Source organism: Erwinia sp. PPS120 (assembly GCF_047918655.1).
Taxonomy (GTDB): Bacteria; Pseudomonadota; Gammaproteobacteria; order Enterobacterales; family Enterobacteriaceae; genus Erwinia; species Erwinia tasmaniensis_A.
On record NZ_JBLREF010000018.1, the window covers coordinates 49985 to 64406 of the forward strand.

The 14422-nt window shown below is 57.2% G+C and carries 12 protein-coding genes and 5 tRNA genes; 4 read left to right on the forward strand and 13 right to left on the reverse strand.

Annotated features, from left to right (window positions below):
• Positions 1-192 precede the first annotated feature (192 nt).
• From hemC to hemY, 4 genes are read left to right on the forward strand one after another with little or no spacing between them, the layout of a single operon-like run.
• Positions 193-1134: a hydroxymethylbilane synthase gene (gene hemC / locus ACLRGG_RS11965; protein WP_416249984.1), complete on the forward strand. Its 942-nt coding sequence runs from the start codon at positions 193-195 to the stop codon at positions 1132-1134.
• Entirely contained in the window at positions 1131-1871 is a 741-nt protein-coding gene (hemD, locus tag ACLRGG_RS11970; RefSeq protein ID WP_416249985.1) for a uroporphyrinogen-III synthase, read from the forward strand. The genes hemC and hemD overlap by 4 nt, the downstream gene beginning before the upstream one ends.
• Before the next feature lie 22 nt (positions 1872-1893).
• Positions 1894-3024 carry a uroporphyrinogen-III C-methyltransferase gene (gene hemX, locus ACLRGG_RS11975; RefSeq protein WP_416249986.1) on the forward strand — a complete coding sequence of 377 codons (1131 nt, stop codon included), beginning with the start codon at positions 1894-1896 and terminating at the stop codon, positions 3022-3024.
• Between the two features lie 2 nt (positions 3025-3026).
• A complete protein-coding gene (hemY, locus tag ACLRGG_RS11980) occupies positions 3027-4217 on the forward strand; it encodes a protoheme IX biogenesis protein HemY (RefSeq protein WP_416249987.1) in 1191 nt (396 codons plus the stop codon).
• A 705-nt stretch (positions 4218-4922) separates the two neighbouring features.
• Here the strand turns inward: hemY and ACLRGG_RS11985 are convergent.
• The 13 genes from ACLRGG_RS11985 to wecB form a co-directional block, all read right to left on the reverse strand.
• Positions 4923-4999, reverse strand: a tRNA-Pro gene (locus tag ACLRGG_RS11985).
• Positions 5000-5074: 75 nt separating this feature from the next.
• Positions 5075-5151 (reverse strand) — tRNA-Pro (locus tag ACLRGG_RS11990).
• A 34-nt stretch (positions 5152-5185) separates the two neighbouring features.
• A tRNA-Leu gene (locus tag ACLRGG_RS11995) sits at positions 5186-5272 on the reverse strand.
• A gap of 15 nt (positions 5273-5287) precedes the next feature.
• Positions 5288-5363: transfer RNA gene (locus ACLRGG_RS12000), tRNA-His, on the reverse strand.
• Positions 5364-5436: 73 nt separating this feature from the next.
• Positions 5437-5513, reverse strand: a tRNA-Arg gene (locus ACLRGG_RS12005).
• A 178-nt stretch (positions 5514-5691) separates the two neighbouring features.
• Positions 5692-6432: a lipopolysaccharide N-acetylmannosaminouronosyltransferase gene (gene wecG, locus ACLRGG_RS12010; RefSeq protein ID WP_416249988.1), complete on the reverse strand. Its 741-nt coding sequence runs from the start codon at positions 6430-6432 to the stop codon at positions 5692-5694.
• Between the two features lie 53 nt (positions 6433-6485).
• Positions 6486-7829, reverse strand: a complete 1344-nt coding sequence (gene wzyE / locus ACLRGG_RS12015; RefSeq protein WP_416249989.1) for an ECA oligosaccharide polymerase — start codon at positions 7827-7829, stop codon at positions 6486-6488.
• Positions 7826-8902, reverse strand: coding sequence for a TDP-N-acetylfucosamine:lipid II N-acetylfucosaminyltransferase (locus tag ACLRGG_RS12020; RefSeq protein ID WP_416249990.1), 1077 nt, complete (start codon positions 8900-8902; stop codon positions 7826-7828). Before ACLRGG_RS12020 ends, wzyE begins: the two co-directional genes overlap by 4 nt.
• Positions 8899-10149: a lipid III flippase WzxE gene (gene wzxE, locus ACLRGG_RS12025; protein WP_416249991.1), complete on the reverse strand. Its 1251-nt coding sequence runs from the start codon at positions 10147-10149 to the stop codon at positions 8899-8901. Before wzxE ends, ACLRGG_RS12020 begins: the two co-directional genes overlap by 4 nt.
• Before the next feature lies 1 nt (position 10150).
• Positions 10151-11281 (reverse strand): dTDP-4-amino-4,6-dideoxygalactose transaminase, encoded by a 1131-nt coding sequence (gene rffA / locus ACLRGG_RS12030; RefSeq protein WP_416250013.1) that lies wholly within the window; start codon positions 11279-11281, stop codon positions 10151-10153.
• Between the two features lie 50 nt (positions 11282-11331).
• Positions 11332-12033: a dTDP-4-amino-4,6-dideoxy-D-galactose acyltransferase gene (rffC, locus tag ACLRGG_RS12035; protein ID WP_416249992.1), complete on the reverse strand. Its 702-nt coding sequence runs from the start codon at positions 12031-12033 to the stop codon at positions 11332-11334.
• Positions 12030-13292 carry a UDP-N-acetyl-D-mannosamine dehydrogenase gene (gene wecC / locus ACLRGG_RS12040; RefSeq protein WP_416249993.1) on the reverse strand — a complete coding sequence of 421 codons (1263 nt, stop codon included), beginning with the start codon at positions 13290-13292 and terminating at the stop codon, positions 12030-12032. Before wecC ends, rffC begins: the two co-directional genes overlap by 4 nt.
• Positions 13289-14419, reverse strand: coding sequence for a non-hydrolyzing UDP-N-acetylglucosamine 2-epimerase (wecB, locus tag ACLRGG_RS12045; protein WP_416249994.1), 1131 nt, complete (start codon positions 14417-14419; stop codon positions 13289-13291). Before wecB ends, wecC begins: the two co-directional genes overlap by 4 nt.
• Positions 14420-14422 lie beyond the last annotated feature (3 nt).

Genomic DNA, 14422 nt, shown 5'->3' on the forward strand with positions numbered 1-14422 from the left:
CGTGATCAATCTAACACCTGGCAGCTTGACCGTAAAGAAAGTTGCGCTACACAACAGTTTAGTACGATTTACGATATCCCCTGCCAGTGCGTACGGGATCCGTTTCTTCCCTGCCGTTTAAGGCCGCGGAAACTGACAGCCTTCACGGTTCAATGATAGGATAATCAATGAACGATAAAAACGGTAAGAAGCATGTTAGACAAAATTTTAAGAATTGCTACCAGACAAAGCCCACTTGCACTGTGGCAGGCACATTATGTGCAGCAGCGCCTGATGGCATGTCATCCGGGGCTTAACGTCGAACTGGTGCCTATGGTGACTAAGGGCGACATCATCCTGGATACGCCACTGGCGAAGGTCGGCGGCAAGGGACTGTTTGTCAAAGAACTGGAACTGGCCATGCTGTCCGATCGTGCGGATATCGCCGTACATTCGATGAAAGACGTGCCGGTCGACTTCCCTGAAGGCCTTGGACTGGTGACGATCTGCGAGCGCGAAGACCCGCTCGACGCCTTCGTTTCTAACCAGTTTGACTCGGTGGACGATTTGCCGCACGGCGCGGTGGTGGGCACCTCCAGCCTGCGACGCCAGTGTCAGCTAAGCGCCCGCCGCCCGGACCTGATTATTCGCTCGCTGCGCGGCAACGTTGGTACGCGGTTAGCGAAGCTGGACGCGGGCGATTATGACGCCATTATCCTTGCCGTCGCCGGCCTTAAGCGCCTGGGGCTGGGCGATCGTATTCGTCACGCCATGCCTGCCGAAGAGTCACTGCCCGCCGTTGGCCAGGGCGCGGTCGGCATTGAGTGTCGCCTTGAGGATGCGCAAACTATCGCGCTGCTGTCGGCGCTCAATGATGAGGATACCGCGACACGCGTCCGGGCCGAGCGCGCGATGAACACCCGTCTCGAAGGGGGTTGTCAGGTGCCGATTGGCAGCTACGCCGTGCTTGTGGATGACCAGATCTGGCTACGCGGGCTGATCGGCGCGCCGGACGGCAAAACCATGGTACGCGGTGAGCGGCGCGGTCCTCGCGAAGACGCGGAAAAAATGGGCATTTCCCTGGCCGAAGAGCTGCTTGATAACGGGGGGCGGGAAATCCTCGCTGACGTTTATCAGGGGAATCCTCCCGAATGAGCATCCTGGTAACGCGTCCGGAGCCTGCTGCTGAAGAGCTGGTCAGTCGGTTGCGCCTTGCCGGTCAGGTTGCCTGGGCTATGCCTCTGATTGAATTCACCCCGGGTACGCAGCTGGGAAGTCTCCCGGCGCAGATAGCCAGCCTGCGCGACGACGATCTGGTGTTTATCCTTTCGCAGCACGCTATTCACTACGCCCAGCCCGCGCTGGTAAAGGCGGGGGGCAGCTGGCCCGCAAATCTCAACTATTATGCGATAGGCCGCTCTACCGCGCTGGCGCTGCACGCCGTCAGCGGGCTGAATGTGGTCTGGCCACACGAGCGCGAAACCAGCGAGGTGCTGATACAATTACCTGCACTCCAGCAGGTGGCTGGAAAGCGGGCGCTGATTTTGCGCGGCAATGGCGGCAGGGAATTACTTGCTGAAACCTTGCAACAGCGCGGTGCTGATGTACAGTTTATCGAGTGCTATCAACGCTGTGCGAAATATTACCACGGCCCGTTAGAGGGACGACGCTGGCGGGACAGCGGGATTACCACGCTGGTGGTGACCAGCGGCGAGATGTTGCAACAGCTTTTTTCGCTATTTCCCGCAATCGATCGCGAGGAGTGGCTTCTCCACTGTCGGCTGATTGTCGTCAGTGAACGCCTGGCAACCTGCGCCAGGGAACTGGGTTGGCGCGAAATCAGGGTTGCGGATGGTGCCGATAACGACGCATTGCTCCGCGCGTTACAATAAACTTTTAAACGGGAAAGCCACAATGACGGAACACAAAGATCCCTCGGCCAGCATTGAGGAGACCACGCCAGCGGCCGGGCCCTCTCTGGCTGAGAGTAAAACGCCCCATAAGTCGAAGAATACCGGCACGGCGCTGGCCGTTGTGGCAATTGCTATCGCACTGGCCGTAGGCGGTGGCCTCTATTTTAACGGTAAGCATCAGGCGCAGCAGCAGGCAGCCGCCAGCAAAGCGCTGGCCGGGGAGCTCTCCCAGCTTCAACAGCAGGCCGTTAGCGATAAACAAACGCTGGGACAGCAGCTGACGACGCAAACCGCTGCGCTGGATGCCGCCAGGCAGCAGCAGGCGGTAATGAGTAAGCAGCTTGATGAGTTGAAACAAAAGGTGGCCACCATCTCCGGGAACGATGCCCATACCTGGCTGCTGGCGCAGGCCGATTATCTGGTGAAGCTGGCAGGTCGTAAATTGTGGAGCGATCGGGATGTGACCACGGCCGCCGCGCTGCTTAAAAGCGCAGATTCCAGCCTGGCCGATATGAACGATCCCAGCCTGATTGAGGTACGCCGCGCCCTGACCCAGGATATTAGCAGCCTGTCGTCAGTCAGCCAGGTGGACTACGATGGCATTATCCTCAAGCTTAACCAGCTGTCGAACGGGGTGGACAATCTGCGCCTGGCGGATAACGATAACGACGATACGCCGATGGATGCCGATAGCGGCGAGCTGACCTCTTCCCTGCGTGAGTGGCGCCAGAACCTGGTGAAAAGCTGGCACAATTTCATGGATGATTTCATCACCGTGCGTCGCCGTGATACTACGGCGGAGCCGCTGCTGGCCCCGAATCAGGACATTTATCTGCGCGAAAACATCCGTTCCCGTCTGCTCATTGCGGCACAGGCGGTTCCCCGTCATCAGGATGAGATCTACAAGCAATCCATCGATACCGTATCGGCCTGGGTGCGTGCCTGGTTTGATACCAGCGACCCGGCCACGAAAGCGTTCTTAAGTCAGCTGGACGATCTCAGTCAGCAAAGCATCTCAATGGATCTTCCTGAATCGCTGCAGAGCCAGCCTATGCTGGATAAACTGATGCAAACGCGCGTGCGCAACCTGCTGGCGCAGCCCAGTGCCGGGCAACAGCAGCAGGGAGAATAAGCATGCTTAAGGTATTGATACTTTTTCTTTTACTTATCGCGGGCGTGGTACTCGGCCCGATGCTGGCGGGCCATCAGGGTTACGTGCTCATTCAGACCGATAACTGGAATATCGAAACCAGCGTCACCGGTTTGGCTATCATTCTGCTGCTTTCGCTGGTGATTATTCTGTTTGTTGAGTGGATCCTGCGCCGTATGCTGCGCACGGGTGTCAGAACGCGCGGCTGGTTCCTTGGCCGTAAGGGCAAACGGGCCCGCAAACAGACTAATGCCGCGCTGGTGAAGCTGGCGGAAGGGGATTATCGTCAGGTTGAAAAGCTGCTGTCGCGCAATGCCGATCACGCCGAGCAGCCGATGGTAAATTACCTGCTGGCAGCGGAAGCCGCTCAGCAGCGTAACGACGACACGCGCGCCAATCAGCATCTGGAACGCGCTGCAGAACTGGCAGGCAGCGATCAGCTACCGGTGGAAATCACCCGCGTCCGCATTCAGCTGGCAAGAAATGAAGATCACGCGGCCCGTAACGGGGTCGATCGCCTGCTCGAGGTGGCCCCGCGTCATCCGGAAGTGCTGCGTCTTGCCGAACAGGCTTACGTCCGCACGGGGGCATGGAGCGCGCTGCTTGATATCCTGCCTTCAATGGAGAAAGCGCAGGTTTCAGACGACGTTCACCGTCAGGCGCTGAAACAGGAGGCCTGGCTGGGACTGATGAATCAGGCAATGGCGGATCAGGGCAGCGATGGCCTGAAGCGCTGGTGGCAGTCGCAGAGTCGTAAAACGCGGCATGAAACGGCGCTCCAGGTTGCGATGGCTGACCATCTGATTGTGTGCAACGATCATGAAACGGCGCAGCAAATCGTGCTGGACGGGTTGAAGCGGGCCTATGACGAACGCCTGATATTGCTAATGCCCCGGCTGAAGACCGGCAATCCGGAACAGCTCGAGAAAGCGCTGCGTCATCAGATTAAACAGCATGGCGCGACTCCGCTGCTGCACAGTACGCTGGGGCAGTTGCTGATGAAGCACGGAGAATGGGAGCTGGCCAGCGAGGCGTTCAGGGAAGCCCTTAAGCAGCGCCCGGACGCATTTGATTATGCCTGGCTGGCTGATACGCTGGATCATCAGCATAAGCCGGAAGAAGCCGCCCAGATGCGTCGCGACGGCCTGCTGCTCACGCTGAAGAATAATCCTTAATCCCCTTTCTCCCGGTAGTTAAGCCGGGCAGCCAAAAAAAACACCTGCCGGTCAGGCAGGTGTGAAATCAGGTCGGTAAGACAATTGGCGGATACCTGACTCAACGTCGTGTCCGGGTGTCCCGTAAGGTCAGTAACGATACGGGCAGGTGGACAACAGGTACCATAAAGGGCTCTGCATCATTCCGGCCTTATGAAGCCTGAGCAAACATAAGCAGTGGAATGAGCATCTACATCTGTACTATTGCACTCATCATGCCACCCTGCCGTTAAGCCGGATACTTTCACCTATTTGGCTGTTTTTTATCGCGTTAATTCCCGGGCTTTCCCCCTGTCCGCTTAACGACGTCCTAAAAGTGCGACACCCCTTTCCTCTTTTGTCCCTGTCCGGCGACAGCAATCTGCTGATTGATTAAATGCTATTTAATACATCAACTTATACGTCTCATGCCAGCGACAGTGGGTGAGCATATTGCCATTGCAGATGCCTGGACATTCACGCACAGTCCGGAACAGGCGGATCGGTTTGCGGTTTGCGGTTTGCGGTTTGCGGTTTGCGAAGCGTAAAGCCTGGGGGAGGATGTGCTGCAGGAATCAGAGGGAAACAGGTAGCTGGAGCCTGAGACCGTTGCCTTGCCAAAGAGCGTAAGCCGTCTGAGCTGGACTTTGAAACGAAAAAACCCCGCCGAAGCGGGGTTTCTGAAGATGGTCGGCGAGAGAGGATTCGAACCTCCGACCCACTGGTCCCAAACCAGTTGCGCTACCAAGCTGCGCTACTCGCCGAAATACTGCGGTACTACGTTGCTCAGATCCTCAGACCTTAAGCAAAAAACCTCGCCACAGCAAGGTCCTGAAAAGTGGTCGGCGAGAGAGGATTCGAACCTCCGACCCACTGGTCCCAAACCAGTTGCGCTACCAAGCTGCGCTACTCGCCGAAATACTGCGACTTCTTTATTACTGCTGATTTTGTGGTGCGAAGAGAGGGACTTGAACCCTCACGTCCGTTAAGACACTAACACCTGAAGCTAGCGCGTCTACCAATTCCGCCACCTTCGCATACCGAACAAAATCTGGGGTGGCTAATGGGACTCGAACCCACGACAACTGGAATCACAATCCAGGGCTCTACCAACTGAGCTATAGCCACCACCCCTACTGCTTACTTCTGTACTGCTTAACTAACGCGGTTGTTACCACCGCAGCTCTTGCACACAACTTAATGGTGCGCCCGACAGGATTCGAACCTGAGACCTCTGCCTCCGGAGGGCAGCGCTCTATCCAGCTGAGCTACGGGCGCATAGCGCCGTTGCGGATGGGCATACTACGGATTCGAGCCGATCCTGTCCAGTGCTTTTTTCATAAAAAATCGCGTTTGCTTACGCTTTGTGCGTTCTGTCTAAACCACATACGGAATGTATAGAAAACGGACTAAAAATTGTTGCATTCCAACGATTACCGCAAGACAAAAAGTTTTTTTAAAGATCGCCGCGTAAATGATACTTCAGGTATTTAAGCAGTTTTAACTGCCTGCGCAGCCGGGAAGGTTGCATAAGAAGCCGGTACAGCCACTCCAGCCCCATCTTCTGCCAGAACAGGGGCGCGCGCTTCACCCGGCCGGTGAACACGTCGTAAGTGCCGCCTACGCCCATATACAGGGCATCAGGATTATTTATCTTACAGTCGCGCATTAGTACTTCCTGCCGGGGCGATCCCATGGCTACTGTTACGATTCGTGCACCGCTGGCGGCCACGCGTGCGAACAGCGCCTCGCGATCCGCGGGCGCGAAATAGCCATCCTGCGCACCCACGATATTCACATTCCACTGGCGTCGCAGTTTAGCCTGCGTCTGCTCAAGCACGTCAGGCTTGCCGCCAATCAGGAAAACGGGCGTCCCTTCACGGCCTGCCCGTTCCATCAGCGCTTCCCACAGGTCGGCACCGGCAATGCGGGCAATCTGCGCCTCGGGGTATTTTTTGCGTACCGAACGGACAATGCTGATGCCGTCAGCATATTTGTATTCCGCCGCATCAATCAATTCGCAAACCATCGGCTGACTCTCTGCCGTCAGAACTTTTTCGGCATTTATCGCCACCAGCGTTCCGGTCTTCAGGGTGCTTCCCTGATAGAGGTAATCAAGGAAGCCAGCCATATCGCGAAAACCCAACAGCGAAAAGCCGCGGATCTGATAGTGCGGTACAGAAGAAGGGGCATCCATGAGCGTTTCCTTTAGGTAAAAATAGCCTGACGGACAGACGTGTCCGCTCAGGCTTAATGCGACAGAGGCTGCGCTGCGCTCTTTTTCGCCCGGACCACGCCTGCACTGTCCAGCAGCCAGTAGAGCAGCTTCGCCACCACCACCGCCGTGACAAAAATCAGGCAAAAGAAGACGACCCGGGATGCAAACGCATCCAGGCCCTCTCTGGCGAGCACAATCATATTGAAAACGGCACCAAAGCAGAAGCTTTGTAATATCGCAGCCTTATAGCGATTACTCTCCTGCTGGCCTTTCTGATACAGCCAGTCAAACCATTTTATAACCATCCCGACTGCGATAGCGCCGGGAAGAATAAACCCGACCCCGCCCATCACCACCAGTGAGCCGATGAGCGTGGGTGAAATCGCCAGGCCCGAGTGGTTATTAAGCACTTCCCAGGTGAAGTAGTTAGCGCTGTTCAGCACCATTGTCGGCCTGTCCGGCCAGAGCCAGCTCGGGATAAATACGTAGAAATCCCGCACCATCGGCGCCAGCCCCTGAAAGTCGATCCTGTCGTAGTTTTGCAGCAGCAATCCCAGGTTCTCCCAGGGCGAGAAGGTATCGCGCGTCAGATAGAGGAAAGTATAGAAAGCCTCCGCGCCGCTGACGTCAAGGTTATAGCGTTTCAGCGCCAGCCAGAACATCGCCACCACCCCGGCCACCCCCGCTATCGCCAGCATCCACAGCGTGATCCAGCCGCGAACAATGCCGATAAACAGAAACAGTGCAAAGGCGATGATGATATTGGCGCGCGTGCCCCCTACAATGACGTAGGTTAACAGGCCAAATCCTACCGTCGCCACCAGAAACAGCAGCCAGTTTCGCATGCGCTGATCGAGAAAATAGACCACCAGCATGGCGGGAATAAAAAAGTAGAAAAAGCGCTTTAGCGCCACGCCCGAGACGTCGCTGGAGAAAATCTGGCTGTAGCTGTGGAGACGGAATAACAAAAAGCCGTTATGCAGGAAGAAGACCAGCACGGTGCCCAGCGCAATCAGCGCCAGAATCCCCCAGGTCAGATGCGTCTCAACGCGATTCATGGTAAAGACTGGCTTTGATGGCCGCGCTGATGCCGCCCTCAGGCGCGTTTTGTAGCTCACATAGTAAATTGCGTAGAAGCACGTCGCTGAAAGTAGTGCCTCAAGCAGATTTTCAGGCGGCACCACCTGCACGTTGAATCTGAATACCAGCAGGCAGGTCAGTGGGAAACCGAAATAGAAGGTCAGCAGGAATAGCAGCGAAAAGAAGACGTTAAAATTAAAACGCACCCGACGAAACTCTCGCCACGTCAGCGTCAGCACCACGCCGAGCGACAGCAGATAGACCACCAGCAGGCCCGCAAACTGCGACAGCGTCATACTTTATCCCCTTCCGCCAGCGTAAGCGCATGACACCAGCCTTCGATATACGCCGGGTCAAAAAAAGCGATGGCCGACTTATCCAGCAGCGCCATTTGCCGCTGTGCTTCCTTAACGCGTGGCCCATCCAGCGAATCACCGGCAAACAGTACCGGGACGTTTTGCTCAACCAGGTCCTGCCAGAACGGGTTTTTACGGTTCACCACAAAGGGAATATTGGCCTGGATCAGCAGGCACAGCGTGCCAATCCCCTGCTGACGCTCAAAAATAAAGTAACCTAAATCGCAGCGCGAAATCAGCTCAAGGTAAGCGGTAAAATCGAGTTTGTCAGTGAGGATATGGAGCTTATCCGCGCTGAACAGCCGCTCGCCCGCCTCCCGTACCTGCTGGATCCAGGCGTCGTTATTCTCAGGATACCCGAGCGGTACGATGACCGATGCCCTGTCGCCAAACTGCTGAGCGATCTCCTGCAGCGCCTGAACGTGACGATTGCTGCTATCCCCGGAGTTACCCACCAGAATCGTCAGCTCATCCGCTTTTTTCTCTCCGACGGGCAGTATCGTCTGTGCCATCCGGGTAGGGAAATAGAGCAGCGAGGCGGGCACCCGCGGACAGCGCTGCTGAAACCAGGTGATATCGCCACGCGTTGCGAACGCCCGTCCCACGCGCTTCTGCGCCAGACGACGCAGCAGGTAAAACAGCCGGAATCGCCAGCCTTTTCCCTGTTCGTAGAGATCGGCTCCCCAGATATGCCAGTAGAACTGCGCGGCTTTGATTTTCCCCACCAGCAGCGCCAGCCATAACGCGGCATTGAACTGCCCGAGGAAGAAGAAGCGGGTTTGCCGCGACGCCCTGGCCCTGGCAACGATCGCCTGCGCGATCGCGCGTTTATCCGCGAAGTAGCGAATGTCCAGCCGGGTGAACTCAGACGCCACGGGCGCTTCACCCACTATCCAGAAATGACGCGGCGTCGTGCCGGGCATCCGTACGGAAAGTACGTCGTTAAAAAAACGCAGCACGGTCTGATTATGGTGGGGAATGGGTGAGCCAAGAACGTGAATCAATGTGGTCATACTTTTCTACGATAGAGAAGAAAGGCGCTGGTACAGAGCGCAAAATAGACGATGTAGCTGGCCATATAGGCCTGGGCGGCACCTGTTGCACCGTGCAAAGGGATAAGCCAGCGAGCGAACAAGGTCAGCAACAGAAACTGGCTGACCTCCGTCAGAAGATAAAATCGTAGCGACGCTTTAGCAATCACCAGATAGCCAAACACATAGGAGCCAACCTTAAAAATGTCGCCCGCCAGCTGCCAGATAAACAGGTCGCGCATGGCGTGAAACTGGCTGGAAAACAGCAGCCAGATAGCCACATCCCGCAGCAGCCAGACGGTCAGGCTAACCGCAGCCACCACCGGCAGCACAAAGCTGAGCGAGCGAACGATCTCGCGGGAGATCGCCTGCCGGCTGGTGAGGCGGGAAAGCGTGGGCAGCAGATAAACGCTGAAAGAGGCGGTAATAAATTGCAGATAGGCATCCGATATACTGGTCACGCCCTGCCAGAGCCCAACCTGATCCCAGCCGCTGTTCGCCGCCAGCAAATTACGCATCATCACCCACGCGATCGGCAGCGTTACCGCGGTGATCAGCGCCATAAGCGTAAATTTGCTCAGGTTCGCGGCTATCGCCGGATCCCATTGCGGGAGCAGAAAGCGCAGGGGAAGATGATCCCGGCGGGCCAGTATTATCGCGGCCGGAAAGACTACCAGCGCAGGGACCATTGCCAGCCCTACCAGCGCCCCGCTGTAGCCGCCCAGCCAGTAGCAGATAAACCAGGCGACCACGCCTACCAGACTGCCCAGGATAAGGGCCAGCGCGTTCCCCCGCGCATCGCGGAAGCCTTTCAACACCGCCAGCGTCAGGTTGGCCCAGGCGATGCCCACCTGCAAAAAGGCGACGACCCGCACCACATTCTGGTAGTGGTCGTGCCCAAACAGGGCGGTGCTAATCGGCGCGGCAAAGAGTAAAAAGCCTGCCGCCAGCAGCGTAGAGAAGCCCAGCACCATCGCCGAAGCCGTACCGGTAATGGCGCGTAACGCCGGCGTGGGCTGCGACTGTTCCGCAACGTATTTAGTGACGCCATTGAAAATCCCGGCGCCCGCCAGCACGCCCAGCACGGTAATAAGCTGCCGGAAGTTACCCGCCTGCCCCACGCCAGCCGGGCCGAACGACACCGCCAGCATCTTCACCACCAGCAGACCTGCTGTAATCTTGACCAGCGTAGAGGCCGCTGTCCATACCGATGCTTTAGCCAGTGACATATCAGGAAAAGAAGCTCAGCAGCGAGTTGATTACCGTTTTCTGATTATTATCAGAAAGGTTATAAAACAGCGGCAGGCGAAGCAGGCGTTCGCTTTCAACCTGCGTATGCTGGTCATCCCCATGGAAGCGGCCAAAACGCTGACCGGCCGGTGAGGAATGGAGTGGAATATAATGGAACACTGCCAGGATTCCAGCCTCATTCAGCCAGTCAATTAGCGCACCGCGATCCTCATTGTTGTGCAGCTTAATATAAAACATATGCGCATTATGCTGGCACTCGGGCGGCATGGAGGGCAGCGTAATGCGTCCGGTCTGTGCAATCGGCTCAAGCGCATCAGAGTAACGCTGCCAGAGGGCAAGGCGACGGGCATTAATCTGTTCTGCCGCTTCAAGCTGCGCCCAGAGCCAGGCGGCCTGAAGATCCGACATCAGGTAGCTGGAACCAATATCACGCCAGGTGTATTTATCGACCTGACCGCGAAAGAACTGGCTGCGGTTGGTGCCTTTTTCCCGGATGATCTCCGCACGTTCAATAAGCGCCGCGTCGTTGATCAACGTCGCGCCGCCTTCGCCTCCGGCGGTGTAATTTTTTGTCTCATGAAAGCTGAAGCAGCCGATGTCGCCAATGGTGCCCAGCGGCCTGCCTTTGTAGGTGGACATGATCCCCTGCGCGGCATCTTCAATCACAAACAGCGTGTAACGGCTGGCGATGTCCATGATGGCGTCCATTTCGCAGGCCACACCGGCATAGTGTACGGGCACAATGGCTTTGGTTTTCGGCGTGATCGCCGCTTCAATCAGGGTTTCATCAATGTTCAGCGTGTCCGGACGGATATCCACAAACACGATCACCGCCCCGCGCAGCACAAAAGCATTGGCGGTCGATACGAAGGTATAGCTCGGCATAATGACTTCATCGCCGGGCTGAATATTGATCAGCAGGGCCGCCATCTCCAGCGAGGCGGTGCAGGAGGGCGTCATCAGGACCTTTTTACAGCCAAAGCGATGCTCCATCCACTGCTGACAGCGCCGCGTAAAGCCGCCGTCGCCGCTGAGCTTCCCGCTCTCCATGGCCGACTGCATATACGCCAGTTCAGTACCGACAATCGGGGGTGAATTAAAGGGGATCATCATGTTACCTGCCATACCACCAGGTGAAGCGTTAAACGAATTCATGGTTGTTACCTGTAAAGCCAGTAGGCGGTGCGTTCAACCACGCCACCGCAGCGATGATAAAGCCGGAGAGCGGGGAGATTGCTCAGCTGGGTCGCGATATGTAAACGCGACAGGCGGCGAACCCGACACCAGTCGGTGGCGGCAGCAATCATCCGCTGGCCGACGCCAAGCCCCTGCGCTTCCGGCAGCGTGGCCAGCAGGCCGACTCTGCCGCTGCCGTCCGGCAGCTCACGCAATGAAATAAATCCCTGCATATCACCCTGCTCATTAACGGCAAGCAGGCACTGGTGGTCAAACGTCCCGCGTACGGCGTTTTCACTCCACTGTGCATAAAACCGGCCACTGTCGGCGGGCTGATACCAGGGCGCACGAAAGCGACTGAAGGCAAACGCGGCGCTGGCTGCCTCACGCAGCAGGGGAATATGCTCAGCGCGTGCAATTCGTATGCCGTCCGGGCGCGACGTCGCCGACACGCCCAGCACGCAGTCCACTTCACCTTCAACCAGGCGAAATCCCATCTCGCCCAGTGCATCCAGCTCGGCGGTCTGCTGCGAAAGCACCCGGCACTGGACGATATCAAAGCCCTGCAATCCATGGCTGTCCAGCACGGCTCCCCGGGCGTCCAGACTCAGTAGGGCACTGTTTACCGCAAAGAAGTCATTTTCCCACGTCAGGGGCTCAATGCGGCCCAGCACGGTTGCACTCACTGCCAGACGCCTTTGGTGTCGACAACCCAGCGCGGTCCGTACTGAGTAACGTCTGCCGTTTTAAACGCGGCATGATCGACCAGCATCACCCGCACGTCGGCCTTGCGAAGGGCCTCATCCAGCGGCGCCAGTTCGGCCTTACCGGCCAGCCGCGCAGGCAGCTGACGAATATGCGGCTCGACCACCAGCGTGGCGCCGAAATGCCAGTTGGCGATCATCTCTGCCACCTCCATGGCCGGGCTTTCTCGCAGATCGTCAATGTCTGGTTTAAACGCCAGTCCAAAGCAGGCGATAGTCAGTTCGCTGGCGCGTTTATCGCTGGCCGTCAGACACTCTGCCAGCGCCTTTTTCACCTGCTCCAGTACCCAGTGAGGCTTACTGTCGTTGACTTCACGCGCAGTACGAATGAGGCGCGCCTGAACCGGATTCTGCGCCACAATAAACCAGGGATCGACGGCGATACAGTGCCCGCCAACGCCCGGGCCAGGCTGGAGGATGTTGACGCGGGGATGACGATTCGCCAGCCGGATCAGCTCCCAAACGTTAATCCCCTGATCGGCGCAGATCAGCGACAGCTCGTTGGCGAAGGCGATATTCACATCGCGAAAGCTGTTCTCGGTCAGCTTACACATCTCCGCCGTTCGTGAATTGGTGATCACGCATTCGCCTTCCACGAAGAGCATATAAAGCGCCTTCGCCCGCTGGGAACAGGTTTCCGTCATGCCCCCGATAACCCGATCGTTCTTAAACAGCTCAAGCATGATCTTTCCGGGCAGCACGCGCTCGGGGCAGTAGGCTATCTGAATATCGGCTGCCTCACCGGCCTGCTGTGGAAAGCGGAGATCGGGTCGTTCCGTGGCCAGCCACTCGGCCATTTGCTCGGTGGCACCCACCGGGGATGTGGACTCCAGGATCACTAAATCCCCGCGCTTCAGCACCGGTGCAATCGACAGTGCAGCGGCCTTAACCCATGACATATCCGGCTGATGCTCATCCTGGAACGGGGTCGGGACGGCGATCAGAAAGGCATCAGCCGCTACCGGTTTGGTGGCCGCCCGCAGGTAGCCCTGCCCGACGGCGGTTTTCACCACCTGGTCGAGTTCGGGTTCCACAATATGGATTTCGCCACGGTTGATGGTTTCTACAGCGTCGGCGTTAATATCAATGCCAACCACGGTATGGCCCCGTGAAGCAAAGGCAGCAGCGGTAGGCAGGCCAATGTAGCCCAGTCCGATAATTGAGATGGTATTGAACGTCATAAATAAACCCGATTATTTTTTAGCGCCTGCACAATAAGCTGGCAGGCCTGACCGTCCCCATAAGGGTTGTGGGCACGGCTCATTGAATGGTATGCCAGCTCATCCGTGAGTAAACGCGAAACTTCACTGACAATCTTCTGCACGTCAGTTCCCACCAGTCTGACCGTGCCCGCCTCGACCGCTTCAGGGCGCTCGGTGGTGTCGCGCATCACCAGAACCGGCTTGCCCAGCGAGGGGGCCTCTTCCTGGATGCCGCCTGAGTCAGTGAGGATAAGCCAGGCATGGAGCATCAGCCACACAAAGGGCAGGTACTCCTGCGGCTCGATTAGCACGATGTTATCAATGCCGCGCAGGATGCGGTTTACCGGCTCGCTGACGTTAGGGTTCAGGTGCACCGGATAGACGATTTGTACGTCGGGATGAAGCCGGGCGATCTCGGCCAGCGCGCTGCAAATTCGCTCGAAACCGCCGCCGAAGCTCTCCCGTCGGTGGCCGGTAACCAGGATCATCTTCTTACCGGCTTTCAGAAAGGGGTAGCGCGCAGCGAGGCTGTTTCTGAGCGTCTCATCGTTCAATACCCGATCGCGAACCCAGAACAGCGCATCAATGACCGTATTGCCGGTAACAAACATGCGGTCTCCGCGCAGATTCTCACGCAGCAGGTTGGCACGCGCGGTTTCCGTCGGCGTGAAGTGATATGAAGCCAGATGGCCGGTCAGCGTGCGGTTCGCTTCTTCCGGCCAGGGCGAATAGAGATCGCCCGTCCGCAGCCCGGCCTCGACGTGGCCCACAGGGATACGGTGGTAAAAGGCCGCCAGGCTGGCGGCAAAGGTGGTGGTGGTATCGCCGTGAACCAATACGACATCAGGGGTAAATTCGGCAAACACGCCTTTCAGCCCCTCCAGAATACGGCTGGTAATTTCGCTTAGCGCCTGGCCGGGACGCATAATATTGAGATCGTAATCCGGTACGATGGCAAAAAGTTTCAGAACCTGATCCAGCATCTCACGATGCTGCGCAGTGACGCACAGACGCGCTTCTATCTCGCTATCCTGTGCGAGTGCATGAACCAGCGGAGCCATTTTAATCGCTTCCGGGCGCGTGCCAAAAACAGTTAGTACTTTCACTGT

Excerpts from the sequence above, each read along its gene's own strand:
- hemC (WP_416249984.1), top strand. The coding sequence starts at position 193 with ATGTTAGACAAAATTTTAAGAATTGCTACCAGACAAAGCCCACTTGCA.
- hemD (WP_416249985.1), top strand. The coding sequence starts at position 1,131 with ATGAGCATCCTGGTAACGCGTCCGGAGCCTGCTGCTGAAGAGCTGGTC.
- hemX (WP_416249986.1), top strand. The coding sequence starts at position 1,894 with ATGACGGAACACAAAGATCCCTCGGCCAGCATTGAGGAGACCACGCCA.
- hemY (WP_416249987.1), top strand. The coding sequence starts at position 3,027 with ATGCTTAAGGTATTGATACTTTTTCTTTTACTTATCGCGGGCGTGGTA.
- wecG (WP_416249988.1), bottom strand. The coding sequence starts at position 6,432 with ATGGATGCCCCTTCTTCTGTACCGCACTATCAGATCCGCGGCTTTTCG.
- wzyE (WP_416249989.1), bottom strand. The coding sequence starts at position 7,829 with ATGACGCTGTCGCAGTTTGCGGGCCTGCTGGTGGTCTATCTGCTGTCG.
- ACLRGG_RS12020 (WP_416249990.1), bottom strand. The coding sequence starts at position 8,902 with ATGACCACATTGATTCACGTTCTTGGCTCACCCATTCCCCACCATAAT.
- wzxE (WP_416249991.1), bottom strand. The coding sequence starts at position 10,149 with ATGTCACTGGCTAAAGCATCGGTATGGACAGCGGCCTCTACGCTGGTC.
- rffA (WP_416250013.1), bottom strand. The coding sequence starts at position 11,281 with ATGATCCCCTTTAATTCACCCCCGATTGTCGGTACTGAACTGGCGTAT.
- wecC (WP_416249993.1), bottom strand. The coding sequence starts at position 13,292 with ATGACGTTCAATACCATCTCAATTATCGGACTGGGCTACATTGGCCTG.